The sequence below is a fragment of the Micromonospora sp. NBS 11-29 genome (genome assembly GCF_002140155.1).
GTDB lineage: Bacteria > Actinomycetota > Actinomycetes > Mycobacteriales > Micromonosporaceae > Micromonospora.
The window spans coordinates 353994-373499 of record NZ_NAPR01000004.1 but is presented as its reverse complement, the minus strand read 5'-3'; the positions used below and the strand labels follow the sequence as shown (position 1 = coordinate 373499).

The window sequence follows — 19506 nt, the reverse complement described above, 5'->3', positions numbered from 1 at the left end:
GATGTCGACGCCGTCGAACGTGACCGTGCCGCCGGTGACCGGGGCCAGGCCCAGCACCGCGCGGCCCAACGTGGTCTTCCCGGAGCCGGACTCGCCGACCAGCCCGACCGTTTCTCCCGCGCCGATCCGCATCGACACGTCGTGCAGCGCGTGGAACGACGGGCTGCGCCAGCGGGCGCCGCGGTAGACGACGTTGACGTCACGGATGTCCAGCAGCGGGGTGCCGGTGTCGTCGGGGGTGCTCACGACCCCACCTCCTGGAGGTCGCCGCGTGCCCGCCTGGGTGGCGCGTCCTCAAGCGTCGCGTCCAGGAGCATGCGGGTGTACTCGTGTCGCGGGTCGGCGAAGAGGTCGGCGACCGGCCGCTGCTCGACGATGAGGCCGTCGCGCATCACCGCCACGCGGTCGCAGATGTCGGCGACCACACCGAGGTTGTGGGTGACCAGGATCAGGCCCATGGTGCGTTCCCGTTGCAGGTCCCGGAGGAGTTCGAGGACCTCCGCCTGGACCGTGACGTCGAGCGCGGTCGTCGGCTCGTCCGCGATGAGCAGTTCGGGATCGCAGGAGACCGCGCCCGCGATGAGTACGCGCTGCGCCATGCCGCCGCTGAGCTGGTGCGGATAGGCGGCGAGGGTGCGGGCGGGATCGGGGATGCCGACGCGCTCCAGCAGGTCGAGGGCCCGGGTGGTCGCCGCCTTCTTCGACAGGTTGAGCCGGTGCCGCATCGGCTTCGTGAGCTGGGCGCCGACCGTGAAGGACGGGTCGAGGTTCGACATCGGCTCCTGCGGGACGTAGGCCATCCGCGTGCCGCGGAGCTTGCGCATCTCGCTCTCGCGCAGCCCGATCAGGGACTGCCCGTCGAGGGAGAGATGGCGGGCGGACACGGCGGCCTCCGGCGGGAGGAGACCGAGGATCGCGAAGGACGTCTGGGACTTGCCGGAACCGGACTCCCCGACCAGGCCGAGAACCTCGCCCCGGGCGACGTGCAGCGACACGCCGCGTACCACGTCCTTGGCGGTGCCGTCCTCCGCCACGTACCGGACGGTCAGGTCCTCGACGCGCAGGAGCGCGTCGGTGGCCGGGGCGGCGGCCGTGGCGTCGCCGCCGGCCTCGACCCGGTCGACCGGCGTGTCGTCGGTACGGACGGGGCGTGCCGCCCGCTTGGCCTTTCGCCCGAGGCTGACCCCGAGCGAGTCCGCGAGCGCGGTGCCGAAGAGCACCAGCGCCATCACCGTGAGGCCGATGGCGACGCCGGGCGCGATGACCAGCTCGGGCGCACGCTGGAAGCTCTGGAAGGCGTTGCTGAGTTCGCCGCCCCAGCTCGGGCGCTGCGGGTCGCCGAAGCCGAGAAACTCCAGCCCGGACTGCACGATGATCGCCATGCCGCAGATGAACGACGACCGCACGAGCACCGGCCCGAGGACGACGGAGAGGACGTGGCGGAAGATGATGCGCAGGTCGGACAGGCCCGCCACCCGGGCGGCGTCGAAGTAGAGCTCCTCGCGCACCCCGATCACCGCGCTACGGGTCAGCCGGAAGATGTCCGGCGAGGCGAGGATGCCGAGCGTGACCATGGTGGGGACGAGACCGCTGCCGAGGGAGGCGATCACCACGATGACGATCAGGATCTCCGGCAGGGACATGAGCATGTTGAAGATCCAGCTCGCGACGCCGTCGAACCACTTCGCGCGGTAGCCGGCGAGGAGACCGGCGGGAATCCCGCACAGCAGCGCGGCGGTCACCATGATCAGACCGGCCTGGAGGCTGACCCGGCCACCCCAGAGCAGGCGGCTGAGGATGTCCCGCCCGTTCCCGTCCGTACCCAGCGGATGGTCACCGCTCGGCGGTCGGAGCGCCTCGGAGAGCACCACCAGGTTGGGGTCCCGGGGCGCGAGCAGGGGCGCGAGGATGCTCGCGGCGACGATGGCGAGCAGGACGACGCCGGCCACCACGCCCATCGGGTTGCGTAGGAAGGCGCGAAGCCTTCTGGAGGTGCGGCCCGGGCGGGCCGTCGTGTCGACGCTCATGCGTTCCGTACCTTCGGGTTCAACGCGGCGTAGAGGATGTCGACCGTCAGGTTGACGAGCACGACAACCAGGACGGTGAAGAGCAGGACGCCCATGATCACGGGGATGTCACTGTTGCCGGAGGCGTTGATGGCGACGGCCCCGATGCCCTGGAGACCGAACACCCGCTCGACGATGGCGGCGCCGCTCAGCGCCGCGATGAACTGCAACGAGAGCATGGTCAACGCCGGTGGGGCCGCGTTCCGCAGTACGTGGACGAGGAGGATCCGGCGTTGCGACAGGCCCCGGCTGCGCAGCGTCCGCACGTACGCCTGGCTGTTCACGGTGATCACGGAGTTGCGGAGCTGCTGGGCGATGGCGGCGATCGAGCCGATCGACAGCGCGACGATCGGCAGGGTGATGGACCAGAGCCAACCGCTCGGCGAGTCGCCCAGGTGCACGTAGCCGGTGGCGGGGAACCAGCCGAGCTGCACCGCGAACGTCAGGGCCAGGATGATCGCGACCCAGAAGTTCGGCAGGCTGAAGCCGAGGACCATGACCACCTGCAGAACGCGGTCGAAGCTCCCGGGCCGGGTCGCCGCGAGCAGCCCCAGGGCGACCCCCAGCACCGCGGCGACCAGGACGGCGCCGAGCGCGAGCGACACGGTGACCGGCAGCCGCGACGTGATGAGGTCGATGACGTTCGCGTTCTGCGCGGACGAGACGCCCAGGTCGCCCCGGACCACGCCGCCCAGCCAGTCCAGGTACTGCGTGAGAACCGGCCGGTCGAGGCCGAGCTGCTCGCGCTTGACCGCGACCTGTTCCTCGGTGGCGTAGAGACCGAGCGCGCCCCGGGCCGGGTCCGACCCGGTGAGCATGAGGAAGAAGAACATCCCCGTCACGACCGTGAACGCCAACAGCAGGCCCGTGCCCAGCCGACGGCCGATGAAGCCCAGCATGCCTGCTACCTCCTAGCTGAACTGGGGTGATCCACCGGGCGGGCCGGACGTCGGCCGGCCCACCCGGTGGGCGAGGGAGTGGTTACTTCGCCGGGGCGAAGAAGCGGAGGCTCGGCATGAGCTGCGCCTGCTGCATGGTCACGTCGATGTCCGACTTGAACAGGTAGACGTTCTCCAGCGTGGCGAGCGGCGCGAACCAGGCCTGCTCCACGAGGTGCGTGTTCAGCTCCTTGTAGAGCGCGGCCTGCTTGTCACCCTGCGCGGCGGGGATCTCCTTGATCAGCCGGGTGACCGTCTCGTCGGTGTACTGGAAGTTGTTCCACAGCGACGTCGGGGTCAGCTTGTTCAGCACATCCGTCCACGCCGGGATGTTGGTGGAGAACGAGAGCATGAACGCCGGCTGGCCCTTCAGGGTCTCCAGACCGCCGTTGGCGAAGCCGTTGACCGGGACCTGCTCCATCGTGATGCCCACGTCGCCGAGGTACTGCGCGACGATCGGCACCAGCGGGGACATGAAGCCCTCGCTGAACGAGACCTTCAGCTTGAAGCCGCTGCCGTAGCCCGCGGCGGCCAGCAGTTCCTTCGCCTTCGCCGGGTCGTACGGATAGCGCTCGTTCAGCTCCGGCACCCACGCCTCGCTGGCCGGGTTGAAGGTCTGGGTGGAGACCTGGCCGAAGCCGCCGTAGTGGGTCTCCAGGATGGCCTTGCGGTCGAGGGCGTGGTTGATCGCTTGCCGCACCCGCACGTCGCCGAGGGCCGCCGACGCCTTGCCGGCCCGGTCCTGCAGGATGATGCCCTGCCACTCACCGGGCACGGTCTTGACGGTGAGACCGTCGGTCTTGGCCTTCGGCACCATGTCGGAGGTGCCGTACATGAACTGGATCTGGCCGGTGGAGAGCGCGTTGTACCGGGCGGTGAACTCCTCGTACGGCCGGATCACGACGGTCTCGAACGGGAACGCCTCGCGGTTCCAGTAGCCCGCACGGGCCTTGAACGTGTAGCTGACGCCCTTCTCGGAGGCGCCGGCGTCGAGCAGATAGGGGCCGGAGCCCACCGGGGTCGTGGCGAGGTTGCCCGCGGCCAGCGCCTTGGGGCTCGCCATGTAACCCAGGTAGGTCGCCAGGCCGGCGAGCAGGCCGGGGCTCGGCTCGCTGAGGTGCAGACGTACCGTCTTCGGGTCCGCCACCTCGACGCGCTCGATCACCCGGGCCGCCTCGGACGCGCTGCCCGCGCCCTTCTTCCGCGCCTCGATGTTGACCTTCACCGCCTCGCCGTCGAGCGGCGTGTCGTCGCTGAACGTGACGCCGTCCCGCAGCTTCAGGGTGAGTTCGGTCAGGTCCGCGTTGTACTCGTATCCGGTCGCGAGGTTGCCCTCGATCTTCGAGTCGGCGGTCTTGCGGAGCAGCGGGTCGTAGACGGCCTCCGCGTAGTGGATGACCGCGCCCTCCTTCATCTCCGCCGGGTCCCAGGTCAGGACATCGCCGTTGTTGCCGAGCACCAACTTGGCGGACGACCCTTCGGTCGCCTGCCCGCCGCCGCCACAACCGGCGAGGGCGAGAGCGACCGCGGCAAGCGCCGCCGTCAGCGTGCGTGTGCGTGTCAGTTGCACCGTGTTCCCTTCTATTGCTGCAAAGCCAGCGCCGGTCGGCGTCGGATCAAGCGATTCCGAGTTGTTGGCTCATGACCATGGCGGTCGCGCCGCGCAGGACTATGTCGTCGCCGAGTTCCGAGAGCCGCAGGACGATGTCGCCGTGGACCTCGGTCAGGGCGCGCTGCCGGATGGTCTCCATCGCGGCGGCGGCCAGCGGCCCTTCCAGCACCCGGTGCGGCCCGCTGAGGACGATTTCGGAGATGTTGAGCGCGGCCACGATCGGCGCCAGGACCGCGCCGAGGGCCTCGCCCGCGACGGCGAGCACCCGGGTGCGCTCGGCGTCGGTGTGCGCCTCGGACAGGTCCTCCTGGATGCGCCGGGTCGACAGCCAGGTCTCCAGGCAGCCGGCCTTCCCGCAGACGCAGGGCCGCCCGCTGTCGGCGTCCACCACCACATGGCCGATCTCGCCGGCCGCGAACCGGCTGCCCAGGATCGGTGTGCCGCCGAGCAGCAGGCCCGCTCCCACGCCGACGCCGACCCGGACGAGCAGCGTGTCCGCCGCGCTCTCGCCGTAGCTGCGCTCGGCGAGCGCGGTCGCGTTGGCGTCGTTGGAGACGACCACCGGGCAGGCGAACTCCCCGGCCAGCACCGACTGGAGGTTGAGGTCCTTCCAGCCCAGGTTGGGTGCGCTGAGCACGACACCGCCGAGGTCGACGATGCCGGGCGTGCCGATGCCGATGCCGAGCAGCGGCGCGGTCACCTCGTCGCGCAGCGCCCGGACGAGACCGACGACCTTCGCCAGGGCGTCGGCCCCGGTGCTGCCGTCGATCGCGACCTGTCGCCGCGCCACCACCGAGCCGCCGAGGTCGAGCACCGCACCCCGGTAGAGCGTCGAGTGGCTCAGATCCAGGGCGATCGTCTGGTGGGCGTGCTCGTTGAACTCGAGCATCATGGCCGGCTTGCCCGGCCGTGTCCCCGCCCGCATGCCGACCTCGATCACGAGGTTGTCCGCGAGGAGATCGCTCACCACGTCCGAGACGGACACCCTCGTCAGCCCGGTGCGTCGCGCCAGGTCAGCCCGGCTGTGCGGTCCCTCCCGGTAGAGCATGCGCAACAGCAACTCGCGGTTGTGTACGCGGGCCTGCTCCGGTAGCAGCTTCTCGCCCGACCGGACCCGGGCCGGTACGCGGTCCGGGCGCAGGGTGACCGCCGCCTGTCCCCCCGGCTCGGGCGGGGTCGACCCCGTGGTATCAATGCACGTCACCCGGTTAGTACAGGGTGCTAACAAACTCCGAGACAAGAATGGGGCTCAGCTTGTAACCGAGTCGTTATGTTTCGCGCGGGGCGTCGAGGGCGGTGCGACGAACCGGCAAAACCCCTGGTGAGGGGGTCGTCTTCGCGCGTGCGCGGAGAGGCGTGGTCGCCAGGAGGGACAGCGAGATAGTCCGGTCTTCGGTACGGTCCGAAGGGGCACTCCAACCTGCGGTCCCCGGGAATCGGCTGACCGACCGCGGCGTCGCGTTCGTCCTCGGTCGAAAGTCGGATCGCGTTCGTCGACGTACTCCCGCCCCGGGCGGAGGTGCCAGCGGGGCCGCCGGTGCGAGGGTGGTCGTCACCGATGAGCCGTGACGACGAGGAGCCCACCGTGCGACGTGTCCTGCCCGTGACCGTGCTGGCCGCCGGCCTGCTGCTGACCAGCGCCTGCGCCGACACCGGCCCGTTGGAGGTCCGGTACGAGCTGACCGGCGATCCCGGCGTGACCGTCCAGCCGTTGGTGGGCGTGCCGACCGAGGACGGCGCGCGGGGCACCCCGCGCACGATCACCGACGCGCCCGTGCCGCTGCCGTGGCAGCAGACGCTGGTCGTGGAGCGTGGCGAGACGACCATCGAGGCGACCCCCGCCCAGGGCGCGCTGACCTGCCGGATCGTGGTGGAGGGCCGGGAGGCCGCGAGGGTGACCGGCGGGCCGGGGCAGAAGGTGACCTGCCGGGGCGACGTCGACGAGTGACTCAGCCGACCAGGCGGCGTTCCCACGCCCAGGCGGCGATCTCCACCCGGTTACGGGCGTTCAGCTTCGCCTGCACGCTGGCCAGGTGGGTCTTCACGGTGCCGACGGTGATGAAGAGCCGCGCCGCGATCTCGGCGTTCGTCGCCCCGCGCGCCACCAGCTTCACCACGTCCACCTCGCGGGGGGACAGCCCGCCCCGCTCGGGTGCGGCCGGTGCGGGCGGGTGCAGGTGCCGCAGCAGCCGTACCGTGACCGACGGGCTGATCAGCGCGTCCCCGGAGTGGGCGGCGCGGACCGCCTCCACCAGCAGCGCGGGGCCGGAGTCCTTGAGCAGAAAGCCGCAGGCACCGTCGCGCAGCGCGGTGTGCACGTACTCGTCCTGGTCGAAGGTGGTCACCACGACCACCTTCACCGGGTCGACGACGTCGGGGCCGGCAAGCGCCCGCAGCGCCCCCAGGCCGTCCAGCCGGGGCATCCGGATGTCCAGCAGCGCCACGTCGGGGCGGACCCGGCGGGCCAGCGCGACCGCCTCCACCCCGTCGCCGGCCTCGCCGACCAGCTCCATGTCGGGCTGCGCTCCGATGATCATGCCGAAGCCGGTCCGCACCATGGCCTGGTCGTCGGCCACCATCACCCGGATCACCGGCCCGCCTCCGCGCCCGCCGGTAGCGTCGCGTCCACCGTCCACCCGCCGTCGGCACCGGGCCCGGCCACCAGCCGGCCACCCAGCGCGCCCACCCGCTCGGTCAGCCCGACCAGGCCGAAGCCCCGCCGGTCCCGGGGTCGGCCGGCCCGCGCCGGGCCGTCATCGGTCACCCGCACCGACAACCGCTCCCGGGTACGGGTCAGCCGCACGTCGACCCGCCGCGCACCGGTCGCGTGCTGGCGGACGTTTGTCAGCGCCTCCATCACGACCCGGTACACCGTCGAGGTCACGTCCACGGGCAGCCCGTCCAGGCTTCCGTCGGTGTGCAGGTGGGCCCGGGTCGGGCCGGCGGCGGTGAAGCTCTCCAGCAGTTCGGGCAGATCGGCCACCCCGCCCAGCGGGGCCTCCGGTGCGTCGTCCGGGCCACGCAGCACCCCCACCAGCCGGCGCATCGCCGTGAGGGTCTCCGCCCCGGCGCGTTCGATGTCGCCGAGGGCGGTCACCGCCCTGCCCGGGTCCCGCGCGGCGACGTACTGGGCACCCTGGGCCTGCACCACGATGCCGGTGACGTGATGGGCGATGAAGTCGTGCAGGTCCCGCGCGAACTCGGCGCGCTGCTCGGCGCGTACCGTGGCGAGCTGCCGGTCCCGGGCGGTGGCCGCCAGGCGGAGGTACGCCCCGGCGGCGGCGGCGCCGGCCGCGAGCAGCGCGCAGGCCATCCCGGCCAACTGGTGGGTGCTGGCGGCGGAGATCCGCATCGGCTGCACCGCGACGGCCAGGCCGGTCGCGGCCACGACGAACGCGGCCGGCACCGGGGCCGCCCGCCGGGCCACCACGAAGACGACGCCGAGGAGCCCGGCCGCCTCGGCGACCCCCCAGAGACCGTCGCCGCCGCGCAGCGTCACCCGACCGGACCAGCCGCCGGTCTCCACCAGGACGAACCGGGCCGCGGTGACCGCCAGCGACGCGGTCGCCACCAGCCCGGCGGCGGCGGCCAACCGGCGGGACCCCTGCCGGTGCGCCGGCAGGAAGACGGCGGCGGTGGCCACGGCCAGCGCGACGTGGGTGGCGGCGACCAGCACGCCGGCGTCGCCGCTGACCACGACGACGTTGCCGTACCAGAAGTCGGCCAGGCCGAGCAGCGCCATCGCGGCCAGGGCCGCCACCTGCACCGACCGCCGCCACCAGGTGTTCCGCCGTCCGCTCATCGCCGACCAACGGTAGCCCTCCGGCCGGGGCGGCCGGATCTGTCGAAAGGCAGACCCCGGCCCTCCCGCTACGCCCCTTCGAGCACCAGGAGGTGGTACTCGATCCAGCGCCGAGACAGCCCGGCCTGCAACGCGGACCCGCCGATCATGTTCGCCCAGAACGGCGTCCCGACCAGACGACCGTGCACCCCCGGCAGCGCGCCGGTAACGTTCACGACCAGGTCGATCACCCGGTCGCGCGGTCGCCCCAGGCGGAGGTACGGCGTCAGGTCCAGGTCTTCCACCAGGCGCAGACCCGCCGTTTCGGCCATGGCCGCGAACTCGGCCACCGTGTGCAGACTGCCGATGCGCCAGCCGGCGCGGAACTGCGCCAGGCAGCGCTCGCGGGCGGGCCGGCCGCGATCCCGGTCGGTCATCCAGTCGTCGCACACGACGATCCGCCCGCCGGGACGCAGACGTGCCGCCAGGGACGTGACCAGGTCGCCCATCGACGGCGAGTGCACCATCGACTCGATGCCGACCATGGCGTCATAGTGCGGTTCGGCGGGCAGCCGGGCGTAGTCGGCACAGTGGACCCGGCACCGTTGGGTCAGCCCCTCGGCCTCGAACCGGCGCGCGGCGAGGTCGGCCTGCACCGGGCTGATGGTCACGCCGGTCACCTGGGCGTCCAGCGCCGTGGCCAGACGAACCATCGTCGCGCCCACGCCGCAGCCGAGGTCGAGAACGTGTCCGTCGCCCGCGGGCACGACACCCCGCAACCGGTCGATCACCAGGCGGTTGACCGTGTCCGCCGCGTCGGCGGTGGTCGCGGCGTCCGGCATCCAGACGCAGCGGTGGATCGCGGCAGCGTCCGAGGTCTCGCCGAAGCGGAGGAAGCGCCGGGTGTTGGCGTCGTAGTAGTCGGCGACGTGGGTGACGTGCTCGGTCGCGCGTACGGACGAGGGCGACTCCATCGACGCAAGCTAGCACGGCACTGAGCGTCGCCGACGCGGCTGCCCGACCCGGCCCGGTCGAGCCGGCCCGACAGGCTCGGCCATGCCAGTCACCGATCGGCGCGTCAAGAGCGGTAGACGTCCCTTCGGTATGACCAAACTCGTCGGAGCGTCCACAGCTTTCACGCGTGCGCCGCCGGGCCGGATGGACAAGTGCCGAAAGCCGACACGACGCGGGCCTTTCTGTCATGGTGACAAAAACCTATGGTGGGCTCATGGTCGACACCCAGGGCAGCCCGCCGACTGTGCTCATCGCGGTGGATCTCGTCATCCTCACGCTGCGGCAGTCCCGACTCCACGCGCTATTGATCCAGCGGGGCATCGAGCCGCACGCCGGCCGTCTCGCTCTCCCCGGTGGATTCCTCAGGCACCCCGAGGAAGACCTCCTCGATGCGGCCCAACGCAAGTTGGCGGAAGAGGCCAGTCTCGGCCCGGAACACCCGCACCTCGAACTTCTCAGCGTGTACGGCACCCCGGGTCGGGACCCGAGAGGGCGCGTGCTGTCCGTCGCCTATCTGGCCATCGCGCCCCGGCTGCCGGAACCCACCGCAGGCAAGAACGCGACCCACGCTTACTGGATGCCGGTCGAGGAGGCTCTCTCCGAACCCGCGCAGCTGGCGTTCGACCACCGTCAGATCCTCCTCGACGGGGTGGAGCGGGCCCGGGAGAAGTTGGAGCGGAGCGCACTCGCCACCGCCTTCTGCGGGTCGACATTTACGATCTCCGACCTTCAGGGCGTCTACGNGTCCCCGGTTTCATCGTCCCGGCCGGCCCCACTCGGAAGGCGGAGAGCGGGCGCCCCGCCCGGCTGTTCCGCCCTGGCCCGCAGATGGCGCTGAGGCCGCCGATGACCAGACCCAGCCCGGCAGACAAGGAGCCGACGTGAGCCCGAACGAAAACCTCGTAGTAATCCTCACGGCCCTGGATCTCGAGTACGAGGCGGTCCGTGACCGGCTGACCGGGCTGGCTGTCCGTCGTCACGCCGCGGGCACCCGGTTCGAGGTCGGTCGCATCGGGCAGGGCGGCCCGCGAGTGGCACTGGGACTGGTCGGTATGGGCAACCATCCCTCCGCAGTGCTCGCCGAACGTGCGATTGCCGAGTTTCGGCCCTCTGCCGTGCTCTTCGTCGGTGTGGCCGGCGGCCTGAGACCCAGCGTCGCGCTCGGCGATGTCGTCGTCGCGAGAAAGATCTACGCCTACCACGGTGGCACCAGTGAGGACGACGGGTTGAAGGCTCGGCCGAAAGCGTGGGAGATCCCGCACGAGGCGGATCAGGTCGCCCACCACGTCGCCAGGGCCGGCGAATGGCGTCGTGATCTCTCCGACGCGTCCGACATCCGGGTTCACTTCGGTGCCATTGCCGCCGGGGAGGTGGTGCAGGACTCGGCAATCTCCGCGCAGGCCCAGTGGATTCGACGGCACTACAACGACGCGGTGGCGATCGAGATGGAGGCGGCCGGCGTCGCACAGGCCGGCCACCTCAACCGAGCGCTGCCGGTGGTGGTCGTACGAGGCATCAGTGACCGGGCGGACGGTAGTAAGGCCGTCACCGACGGCCAGAACTGGCAGCCACGGGCCGCGCGTCACGCTGCCGCCTTCGCCGTCGCGCTGGCCCAGGAACTCACCGTCGACAGCGGTCGCGGAAACGGCACGCCGAACGGACAGGGGAGCGTTTTCATGCCCATGAAGAACGAGAACATCGCGACCGGCAATGCCCGAGTGGGCGTGCAAGCGGGACAGATCCACGGCAATGTCACCATCGGCCAACCTCGGGAGGAGCCGGTCGACCTCGCGGTGAGCATCGCCGAACTGCGGCGTCAGATGAAGCAGGCGTGCCTGGACGGCAGGCTGGACGAGGAGACCTACGCCGCGGCAGAGGCGGAACTGGACGCCGCAGCCCGGTGCCTGCGCGACGGATCTGCCACCGACCGTGGCGGCTTCCTGGTCTCCCTCAAGCGACTGCGGGGTCTGGTGGCCGACGTCTCGGATCTGGCGGCGAGGCTGGCGATGATCATCGCGGCCGCGCGGAGCATGGCATGACGCCGCAGTCCACCCACAACGTCGCTCAGGACAAGGCGTACGTCGGCATCCAGGTCGGCTCCGTACAGGGCGACTTCCACCACCACGCGCCCGTGGACCCCGATTCCACACCGGAGGGCGAGTTCGAGGCCGGTGTGCGATATCTCGAAAGGTTCCTCCTCGACACCGCGCGCCAGCACATCGAACGAGCGGTCACCCGTGGCTGTCCTGTCACCCCTCGGGTCCAGTTCTATCGACTGGTCGCCCTGCTCAGCGGGCGGACGGTGCGTCAGTTGGAGGACGACGAGTGGAAGCGTCTTCTAGCGATCTGGAGCGACCCGCCTGATCTCGACGAGAGTGATGAATGGACGCTGGGACTCCGGACAATCCTCAGGCTGCTGAGTTCGACTGACGCAGCCGGGCCGGAAACAGCAGCGAAGGAACTGGAGTCGTTGCCTCCTCGCCAGCAGGACTACATCTTCGAGCACCTGGACATCGCGCTGGCAGGAGCACTGCGGGACCGGCTGTGGCAGAAGGCCGTAGCACATGCCCGAGAAAACCGGACCGCCGCCGACCGGCTCGGTCGAGCGTGGAAGTTCTTCCATCCCACGCCCGCGCATGCACGGACCCGGCCGGTCACGCCGGCCGCCATCGCGATGTCGGACCGCGTCAAGGTGGGAGTGGGCGGAGCCCTGCTGCTGCTGACGGCAGGTAAGTTGACCGCGTTGCTCGCAGTCAATGGCGAGATCGGGGGACTGATCGGCCTGTGCAGCGCGGCAGCCGGGTTGGCGACCTTCGGTGTCGCCGGGGCGGACCGGTTCTTCCGGCGACACTACCGGCAGATCAAGGACAGCGAACTGCGCTCACGGCGTCATCGCGACATGGCTGCGCGGCCCGGTGGATTCGCCGGAAGAATAGACGGCCTCTTCACCCATTACTTTGCCCGCTACAAGCCCGACGGGATGGCAAGCGAGCAGTGGCTCGATGAGACCGCCGGCATCCGCCGACACCTGCGTGACGAGGTGGTGGAGGCATACCGGGAGGAGCGCATCAACGCCAACCGGGTGGCCTGGTTGGTCAGGTACCTGGCCAGTGACGTCAGGACACGCTGGAAGCAGGGAGCCCTGACCGCATACCGGCAGGAACTGCGGGTGCCGCTTCGGACCTGGCTGATGCAGGCCGTCGGCGCCGTCACCCTCATCACCGGGTTCGCTGCGGTAGCCGTAGCCGCCATCTCGGCTGCCGTCCTGCCCGGCGCACTCTGGCTGGCGCTGGCCGTGCCAGCAGCGGCGACCGCCACCCGGTCGGCGTTCCGTATCGTCGCCGAGCGCCGGCGGGTCGTCGCCGACAACGCTCACCGCCGCGACGAACAGAGCAGGCGGACGGAAGCGTACGACCGCTGGGTGGCGAAACTGGCCGACCGGCCGACGGACACCGAGATGGCCGCCTGGCTGGAGTGCGACCGAAAGGTCATCACCGACCAGGCCCTGCAACAGTTCCGGCTCCAGCCGGGCCACGTCGTCGCCCATGCCTTCCTGGAAGCGCCAGCAAAGTCCGCCCGCAAGAGGCGCGCTGAGGACGGACCTTGGCGTTATTCCCACTACCGACTTCTGCTCTTCCTGCTCACCGAGGACGGTGTCCGGCAGGTCGACCTCGATCTGGACTTCCGACGCGCTGACCATCGCGACACGCAGCGCCTCAACTACCGGTTCCACGCGATCTCCGCCGTCCGGATCGATGGGCTGGCCCTGCGCAAGCCGACGTTCCATCTGACGCTCAACAGCGGCGAGAAGATGACGGTTCAGGTGACGGGCACGGACACGAAACCGGCCGAACCCAACGAGGACCCGAGTTCCATCACCGACCTGACCGTCGACGCTTCCGGCCTCCACCAAGCCCTGCACGTTCTGGAGGGCGTCGCCGCAGAGGGCCGGGACTGGGTGAGACTCCGCCGGGAGCAGGCCGATAATCGGCTGGCCGAGCTGGCCCGCCGCACCAAAGGGCTGCTGGACTGAGGACCAAGTGCAGACCGACGGCTTGAACTGAGAGTTTGTCCGGTGAGTTACCGGCCAGGACGTCAACGCCACTGAAAGCGCGCTTAGGTCGAGACCACCTCACATCTGTCGGTTGCCGATCGAATCGGCCCGACTCAATGGAGCCGGGTCAGCAGCGCCGGGCAGCAACCCCGCTTCTTCCGAGCGCTGCCGGCGCCGGGGCGCTCGGCGTACCAGTTCCGCATCCGGGTGGCGGCGTCGGATCGGCTCTCCGCCACGGTCAGCCGGAACCGCGCCGGGCGCCCCGGCCGGAGTGTGACGACGAGATCCCCGACGTACAGCCGAAGCTCCTCGTCCTCCTCCCAGAGCACCGGGCCGGTGGCCGCCGCGTCGACCAGCCGCTGCCAGTCGGCGTCGGCCGCCGACACCGTGAGCCGCACGCCGTGGGGCCAGCGGCGCCGCCACCGGGCACCGAGCCGCTGGTCCAGCTCACGCTGTGTGGGTGCCGGTACGAAGGACAGGTCGGCGTTCTCCATGGCGTGCCGGAAGTATCGCCGGGCCTCGGTCAGCGCGGGCCGGCCGTCGAGCCGGGTACCGACCTCGACCCCGGAGAACATGCCGTGTACCGCGTCGAAGTTCGCCGAGAAGAGCGCCCCGTAGCGGCCGTCGGCGATCACACCCTTGGCGTGGGTGTCCGAGTCGCCGTGGATCGTCACGCCCAACTCGGCCAGCGCCGCCGTGTCGGCCCGGTGCTCCGGGACGTTGTTGCGGGCCCGGACCAGCAGCCGTACGTCGAGGTCGTGCGCGGTCATCGCCCGGCGCAGCGGATCGAGCAGCAGGTCGGGCCGGTCCCGGATGCCGACCAGGCTGAACGTGGCGAGCAGCAGTTCCCGGCGGGCCCGACCGATCACGTCGTGCAGGGCCGTGAGGATGCCCCGTTCCCGGTGCGACCCGTCCCCGTCGTCGCCGTCGTACGTCCAGAGCACGCCCGGTCCGTCCGCCAGCGGTGGCACGGTGACCGGACTCGGCGCCGGAGTCCGCCGGTGCAGCGCGTACTCGGCGCCGGGCAGCGCGGCCCAGGTGCAGCCGGCGAACCAGAGCCGGGTGAAGAACCGCGCCAACCGCTGCACCTCGGTCGGGTCGCCGATCAGCACCCCGTTCTCCCCGGTCGCCCGCTTCCGCTCGGTGTCGACGAGCGCGCTGGTCTCCAGGTTGGCGCTGGAGACCAGCGCCAGGCTGTCGTCGACGACCAGGAACTTCGCGTGACAGCCCTCGTGTCCGCGCAGCGCGATCCCGCGCCGGGTCAGCTCGTCGAACCGCTTCTTCTGGGCCTGCACGTCGACGTCGTCGACGTCCTCCAGACTCGACAGGTCGCGTTTCAGCGACTGCTCGGTCCACGACGTGACGACGTACACCCCGCCGCGGAGCCGGTGCACGGCGTCGAAGAGCGCGTCCAGCAGTTCCCGGTCACCGATCCGGAAACTGGCCAGGAAGATCTTGTGCCGGGCGCCCTCGATCAGCTCGATCGCCGTCCGCCGGATCGACGTGGCCGAACCCCGGTAGGTGAACCGGTGCCGGTACTCCCGGTCGGTGTCCGGCGCGTCCAGGAACGGCTCNGGCGCGTCGGTGTCAGGCATAGTGGAAGTCTTTCGCCTCGCGCAGCGCGTACACCAGGCCGGGGAATCCCAGCCGCCAGGCACGGTCGCGTAGCTCGGCACTGTCGGGCAGGACCGTGACGTCGGCACCCGGTTCGGCGGCGGCGGTGAGCCGCCTGTCCACCTCGATCAACGCCTCCGCGGTCCGGTCGGCGCCGACCAGGTCGATCGCCACCTCGACCACCGCCTCGTCGCCCCGAGCCGCCAACCCGAGCGGCAGCGCGAGGTTGCGGCCCTGGTCGGCGAGGCGTCGCGCGATCGTCCCGGAGATCGAGCAGCGCCACCGGCCCGGTCCCGTCCGGTCGGTCCGTGGCGAGATCCGCTGCGTCCAGCCCAGCAGCACGTCCCAGGCGCGGGCCCGGGTGGCGGGGTCGAGGAGCGCGTCGAACAGCCCGAGCCAGTACGCGGCCAGCCCGTCGGCGCCGGGCAGTTCCAGGTCCACCGGGTCGCGCTTGCCGTTCCCGGGCAGGGTGAGGACCGGCCGGTGACGGTCGCCGTCGACGCGCAGCTCGCCCCGGCACCGGTACGCCGGACACCAGCCGTCCCGGCTGATCGGTGGGGACCCGGAGGGGGACTCCGGCACCTCGGTGACCTCCCGGTCCACGCCGGCGAGCGTGCCGGCGACGAGTCGGGCGCGCAGTTCGTCGGCGAGGGTGCCGGCGGCCAACCGGAACGGGACCGGGGCGTTCCCGGCCGGTGCGGGGCGGAGCCGCTCGACCTCGCGCAGACCCGACGAGCGGGGGTCGAGCGCGAGCAGGTCACCGGTGCGTGGCAACAGGACGACGTCCAGGCCGACCGGCCGCTTCCGGTAGACCGTCCGGGTCCGGGCGGCCCGCTCGGCGCCGGGCGAGAGTGGACGGTACCCGTCGCCGTCGCGGGTCAGCGCCCCGGCGGCGACCAGACGGCGCGCCGCCACCGGCAGCAGCGTCGCGCCGGGCAGGTTGGTGATCTCGAAGAACTCGTCCGGATCGGCCAGGCCGGTGGTCATCGCCATGTCCAGCACGAACCGCTCCAGCGGTGTCATCCGCACCGGCTCGGCGCGCTCGAACGACACCCCGCGCCACCATCGGATCGGCACCAGCACCTCGGGCAGCACGGCGACGGTCCCGGGCGCGGGCGGGGCGGGCGGGTCGACCGGGACGAACTCGGTCACGCGACCCCCGCCGCGATCTCCATGTCGGGCCGCGTGTCCAGCAACTCGAACAGGTTGCGGTAGAACGTCTCCGCCTCCGGCACGCCGTTCAGCCGACGCAGCGTCGGGACGTGCCCGACCAGCACCAGCCCTCGACGGGCCCGGGTGCAGGCGACGTTGAGCCGGCGGACGTCCTGCAACCACCGGCCGTACCGGGCCGAGGGGGCACCCCGACCGACGAAGGCCCGGCAGAACGACAGGAAGACGAGGTCGCTCTCCTGCCCCTGGATCTTGTCGATCGCGTCGACCACCTGGAAGTCGAGGCTCCGGAAGCCGTCGTACGTCGGCCCGCCGAGCCGTCTGCGGATCTCGGCGGCCTGTCGTCGGTAGAACGTCAGCACGCTGACCGTCACCCGTTCGCCGCCCGACCGACGCAGCCGTTCCTCCCACGATCGGCACATCGTGACGACGAGGTCCGCCTCCAGTTCGTTGACGAAACCGCTGCCGATGATGCGGTCCTTCGCCCGGCTGCCGTGGACCGAGGTGTCCACCAGGACCACCGGGGTGTTCGTGCCGCCGTACCGCAACGGGGTGACGTCCGGCTGGTCCGGCGTCAGGTAGTCGCCGCCGTACACCGGGACGGAGACCAGCGCGGCGATCGGCTCGATCATCCGGCGCTGCACCCGCAGCCGTTGCCGCAGCATCGGCGGCACACCGGCGACCGAGACCTCGAAGAGACTGCGTACCAGGTGGCCGCGCATCGCCGTCAGCAGCGTGCGCTCGGCATCCGCGCCGTGCTCGCTCAGCCGACGCCACGCGGTCTCGAAGCTGCGCCGATACCGGTCCCGCCACCCGCCCGAGTCCCGCAGCCGCTCCGCGGTCGCCAGCACGGTGTCGGTGCGGAACTGGTGCAGCTCCTCGTCCTCGGTCCAGATCGCGGCCAGGTGGTCGACCGCGGCCCGTAAATCGACGGCGGTGCCACGGCCGACCATGTGCAGCGCGGCGAGCGCGTGCAGGTGGTGCTCGTCGGCCGGCTCCACGTACGGCGGGAGTTGGTGCTCGTCGCCGACCAGCACCCAGCGGCGGGCCCGAACCGCCCCGATCAGGAACTCGCTGTCCACCACCCGGCTCGCCTCGTCCACGATCAGCGTGTCGAAGTCGGCGTCGCCGAGATCCCGGCTCACCCCGGTGGTCGTGCAGCAGATCAGGTTCGCCGAGCGGCGCAGGTCGGCGTCGACCTGGTCGGCCAGCGACTCCGGGGTGCCGTCGGCCAGCCCGGAGAGGTCAAACCAGCGCTGCTCCAGCCGGATCCGCTGCTCGCGCCGGGTCAGCTCGGCGGCGAGCCGGTCCCGCCAGCGTCGTACCTCCGGCTCTGGTTGACCGAGCGGGTCGAGCGCGGTCAGCATCCGTACCCGGTCCGCGGCATGCTCCGCCTCGACGCGCGCCGCCTCGACCTCGGCCTGCCGGCGGTGCACCGCCGCGCCGTGATCACGCTCCCCGGTGATTCGCCACGCCTCCAGCTCGGCCGTCCGGGCCCGGGCGGCCTCCGAGCGCTCGGCCCAGGACCGCCGGTCGCGGTCGAGCCGACGGCGTTCGGCCTCGCTCGACCGGTACGCCTCGCCGAGCCGGGCCACGTCGTCCGGCGACTCGAAGAAGGCCCGGATCCGGGACCACCACTGCCGGCTTCGCGGCACCGCGGCGAGCTGCGCGCGTAGCTGCTCGGTCCGGGCCGTGACCGGGGTCAGCGCCGCTGCCAGCCCGCCCAGCGCCCCGGCGGCCTCGGCCTCCGCCGCCCGGCCGGCGGCCAGATCGGCCGCCAGCCGGGACCGCCAGGCGGCGCGCTCGCGCTCCGCCGACCGCAGATGCGCGGCGGCCGCCCGCCGCCGGGCATCTGCGGCCAGGAAGGCGTCCACCGCGTCGCCCTGCTCCCGCAGCCGGTCGGCCTCGGCCCGCCAGCGTCCGGCCTGCGAGGTGTCGGGCCGGCGTGCCTGCCGCAGGTACGTCCGGCTGACCTCCTTCGGCAGGTACCGGCGGAGTTCCCCGGCGACCCGGGACTCGTCCCAGGAGATCCGCAGCGCCAGGATGCCCGGCTGGTCGGCGAGCCGGCGCAGCACCTCGTCGACGGCGACGTGCATCGGGGCGAGCAGCAGCACCCGCTCGCCCCGGGCGACGAGTTGGCGGACCACTTCGGTGATCACCGTGGTCTTGCCGGTGCCGGGCGGCCCCTGGACGTGGTAGGCGTGCGGGCTACGGACGGCGCCGGCCACCGCTGCCCGCTGCTCCGCGTTGAGCCGGTCGTCGAAGTACGTCGGCAGTGCCGGCATCGGCGTCGTCGGCAGCCGCCCGGGCGCGGTGAGCAGCAACGCCAGGTGTTCCCAATCGCCCTCGACCTGCTCGTCGAGGAACCGGCGCAGCGCCTTGCTGTGTCTGCCGAGCGCGAAGCGGCCCTGCTGTTCGAGTCGCACCCGGGTCTGCGGCGCGATCGGCGCACGGGGCGCGGTCAGGGCGAGCACCGGGGCGTCGCCGTCGAGTTCGACCGAGAGCAGCCGTAGCTCCGCCGTTCCCTCCGGGCCGCTCACCTCGACGGTACGGCCCTCGGCGAACGTGGCCGTCCCGTCGAGCCGGAGCCAGAGCACCGGCTGGTCCGCCAACCGGCCCTCGCCGACCACTGTCGCGCTGCCGCGTACCGTGTCCTCGTGGGTGCTGCGCTGCTCCAACAGTTCCAACATCTGCAGCAGCGGCTGGTAGCGGCGGCGGGTCCGGGCGTGCAGGTCGCCGCGGGGCCGGGGCGCCGGGGTGCTCCGGTCCAGTTCGGCGGCGGCCGAGTCCCGCCGGGACCGTCGCCGTTGGACTGTCCGCAGCCCCTCGGTGAACGTCTCGCACAGCTTCGGCAGGTCGCAGTACTCCTCGTCCCAGACCGGCGCCAGGCGGACCTGGCGGGGCCGGACCGTCTCAACGCGACCCAACCCGCGCGCCGGCTTTACCGACGTGACGTACGCCTGCGGCGCTCCGCTGTCCCGGGCGCTGCGTGACTGGGCGAACACCTCGAACCGGGTACCGCTGAGTCGGTAGTACCGACCGTCTTTCCCACTGTGTTCCTTGACCAGGAATCCTCCGGCGAGGTCCGACCGGACCTCTTCCAGGTCGTGGTCGGCGAGCCACCGGGCGCCCGGCAGGTACGACAGGCACACCTCGGTCCGTTCCGCCTCGCTCGGCGCGAACAGCTCGGGATCGGTCGCCCGGCAGTACTCGTCGGCCCAGGATCGTGGCACGCGCAGCCGCTCCATGCCGCCCAC

General features: G+C 71.6%; 14 protein-coding genes and 1 pseudogene. 4 read left to right on the top strand and 11 right to left on the bottom strand.

From position 1 onward, the window contains the following. The 5 genes from B1205_RS30205 to B1205_RS05760 all read right to left on the bottom strand — a co-directional run. Positions 1–246, bottom strand: a 246-nt coding sequence (locus B1205_RS30205) for an ATP-binding cassette domain-containing protein (protein WP_217809758.1), incomplete at its 3' end; no start/stop codon positions are given. Beyond that, positions 243–2027, bottom strand: a complete 1785-nt coding sequence (locus B1205_RS05775) for a dipeptide/oligopeptide/nickel ABC transporter permease/ATP-binding protein (RefSeq protein WP_089154660.1) — start codon at positions 2025–2027, stop codon at positions 243–245. The genes B1205_RS05775 and B1205_RS30205, both read right to left, overlap by 4 nt. Further along, positions 2024–2965 carry an ABC transporter permease gene (locus B1205_RS05770; protein WP_089154659.1) on the bottom strand — a complete coding sequence of 314 codons (942 nt, stop codon included), beginning with the start codon at positions 2963–2965 and terminating at the stop codon, positions 2024–2026. Before B1205_RS05770 ends, B1205_RS05775 begins: the two co-directional genes overlap by 4 nt. An 82-nt stretch (positions 2966–3047) precedes the next feature. Further along, positions 3048–4574: an ABC transporter substrate-binding protein gene (locus B1205_RS05765; RefSeq protein ID WP_089154658.1), complete on the bottom strand. Its 1527-nt coding sequence runs from the start codon at positions 4572–4574 to the stop codon at positions 3048–3050. A gap of 46 nt (positions 4575–4620) precedes the next feature. Then, on the bottom strand, positions 4621–5820 hold the full coding sequence (locus tag B1205_RS05760) for an ROK family transcriptional regulator (RefSeq protein WP_217809757.1): 1200 nt from the start codon (positions 5818–5820) through the stop codon (positions 4621–4623). Positions 5821–6174: 354 nt separating this feature from the next. Here B1205_RS05760 and B1205_RS05755 point away from each other — a divergent pair, with 354 nt between their 5' ends. Further along, positions 6175–6564, top strand: coding sequence for a hypothetical protein (locus B1205_RS05755; protein ID WP_089154657.1), 390 nt, complete (start codon positions 6175–6177; stop codon positions 6562–6564). Between the two features lies 1 nt (position 6565). Here the strand turns inward: B1205_RS05755 and B1205_RS05750 are convergent, their stop codons facing one another. The 3 genes from B1205_RS05750 to B1205_RS05740 form a co-directional block, all read right to left on the bottom strand. Further along, entirely contained in the window at positions 6566–7207 is a 642-nt protein-coding gene (locus tag B1205_RS05750) for a response regulator (RefSeq protein WP_089154947.1), read from the bottom strand. Beyond that, positions 7204–8418 (bottom strand): sensor histidine kinase, encoded by a 1215-nt coding sequence (locus B1205_RS05745; protein WP_089154656.1) that lies wholly within the window; start codon positions 8416–8418, stop codon positions 7204–7206. Before B1205_RS05745 ends, B1205_RS05750 begins: the two co-directional genes overlap by 4 nt. A gap of 68 nt (positions 8419–8486) precedes the next feature. Beyond that, entirely contained in the window at positions 8487–9371 is an 885-nt protein-coding gene (locus tag B1205_RS05740; RefSeq protein ID WP_089154655.1) for a methyltransferase domain-containing protein, read from the bottom strand. A gap of 254 nt (positions 9372–9625) precedes the next feature. Between B1205_RS05740 and B1205_RS05735 the strand changes: the two are divergent. The 3 genes and pseudogenes from B1205_RS05735 to B1205_RS05725 all read left to right on the top strand — a co-directional run bounded on the left by B1205_RS05735 (position 9626) and on the right by B1205_RS05725 (position 13444). Next, positions 9626–10296: pseudogene (locus B1205_RS05735) on the top strand (NUDIX domain-containing protein). Next, positions 10293–11450: a 5'-methylthioadenosine/S-adenosylhomocysteine nucleosidase family protein gene (locus tag B1205_RS05730; RefSeq protein ID WP_089154654.1), complete on the top strand. Its 1158-nt coding sequence runs from the start codon at positions 10293–10295 to the stop codon at positions 11448–11450. The pseudogene B1205_RS05735 and the gene B1205_RS05730 overlap by 4 nt, the downstream one beginning before the upstream one ends. Beyond that, the gene (locus B1205_RS05725) at positions 11447–13444 is read left to right on the top strand and encodes a hypothetical protein (RefSeq protein ID WP_089154653.1); all 1998 of its coding nucleotides are present in this window, start codon (positions 11447–11449) and stop codon (positions 13442–13444) included. The genes B1205_RS05730 and B1205_RS05725 overlap by 4 nt, the downstream gene beginning before the upstream one ends. A 134-nt stretch (positions 13445–13578) precedes the next feature. Here the strand turns inward: B1205_RS05725 and B1205_RS05720 are convergent, their stop codons facing one another. From B1205_RS05720 to B1205_RS05710, 3 genes are read right to left on the bottom strand one after another with little or no spacing between them, the layout of a single operon-like run. Further along, on the bottom strand, positions 13579–15060 hold the full coding sequence (locus B1205_RS05720) for a phospholipase D-like domain-containing protein (protein ID WP_089154652.1): 1482 nt from the start codon (positions 15058–15060) through the stop codon (positions 13579–13581). Beyond that, positions 15053–16231 carry a hypothetical protein gene (locus tag B1205_RS05715; protein ID WP_089154651.1) on the bottom strand — a complete coding sequence of 393 codons (1179 nt, stop codon included), beginning with the start codon at positions 16229–16231 and terminating at the stop codon, positions 15053–15055. Before B1205_RS05715 ends, B1205_RS05720 begins: the two co-directional genes overlap by 8 nt. Then, positions 16228–19497 (bottom strand): AAA domain-containing protein, encoded by a 3270-nt coding sequence (locus B1205_RS05710; protein WP_140157986.1) that lies wholly within the window; start codon positions 19495–19497, stop codon positions 16228–16230. The genes B1205_RS05715 and B1205_RS05710 overlap by 4 nt, the downstream gene beginning before the upstream one ends. Positions 19498–19506 lie beyond the last annotated feature (9 nt).

Bases quoted from the DNA above. Each gene is read 5' to 3' on its own strand.
- B1205_RS05775 (WP_089154660.1), bottom strand. From the start codon at position 2,027: ATGAGCGTCGACACGACGGCCCGCCCGGGCCGCACCTCCAGAAGGCTT.
- B1205_RS05770 (WP_089154659.1), bottom strand. From the start codon at position 2,965: ATGCTGGGCTTCATCGGCCGTCGGCTGGGCACGGGCCTGCTGTTGGCG.
- B1205_RS05755 (WP_089154657.1), top strand. From the start codon at position 6,175: ATGAGCCGTGACGACGAGGAGCCCACCGTGCGACGTGTCCTGCCCGTG.
- B1205_RS05745 (WP_089154656.1), bottom strand. From the start codon at position 8,418: ATGAGCGGACGGCGGAACACCTGGTGGCGGCGGTCGGTGCAGGTGGCG.
- B1205_RS05740 (WP_089154655.1), bottom strand. From the start codon at position 9,371: ATGGAGTCGCCCTCGTCCGTACGCGCGACCGAGCACGTCACCCACGTC.
- B1205_RS05725 (WP_089154653.1), top strand. From the start codon at position 11,447: ATGACGCCGCAGTCCACCCACAACGTCGCTCAGGACAAGGCGTACGTC.
- B1205_RS05710 (WP_140157986.1), bottom strand. From the start codon at position 19,497: ATGGAGCGGCTGCGCGTGCCACGATCCTGGGCCGACGAGTACTGCCGG.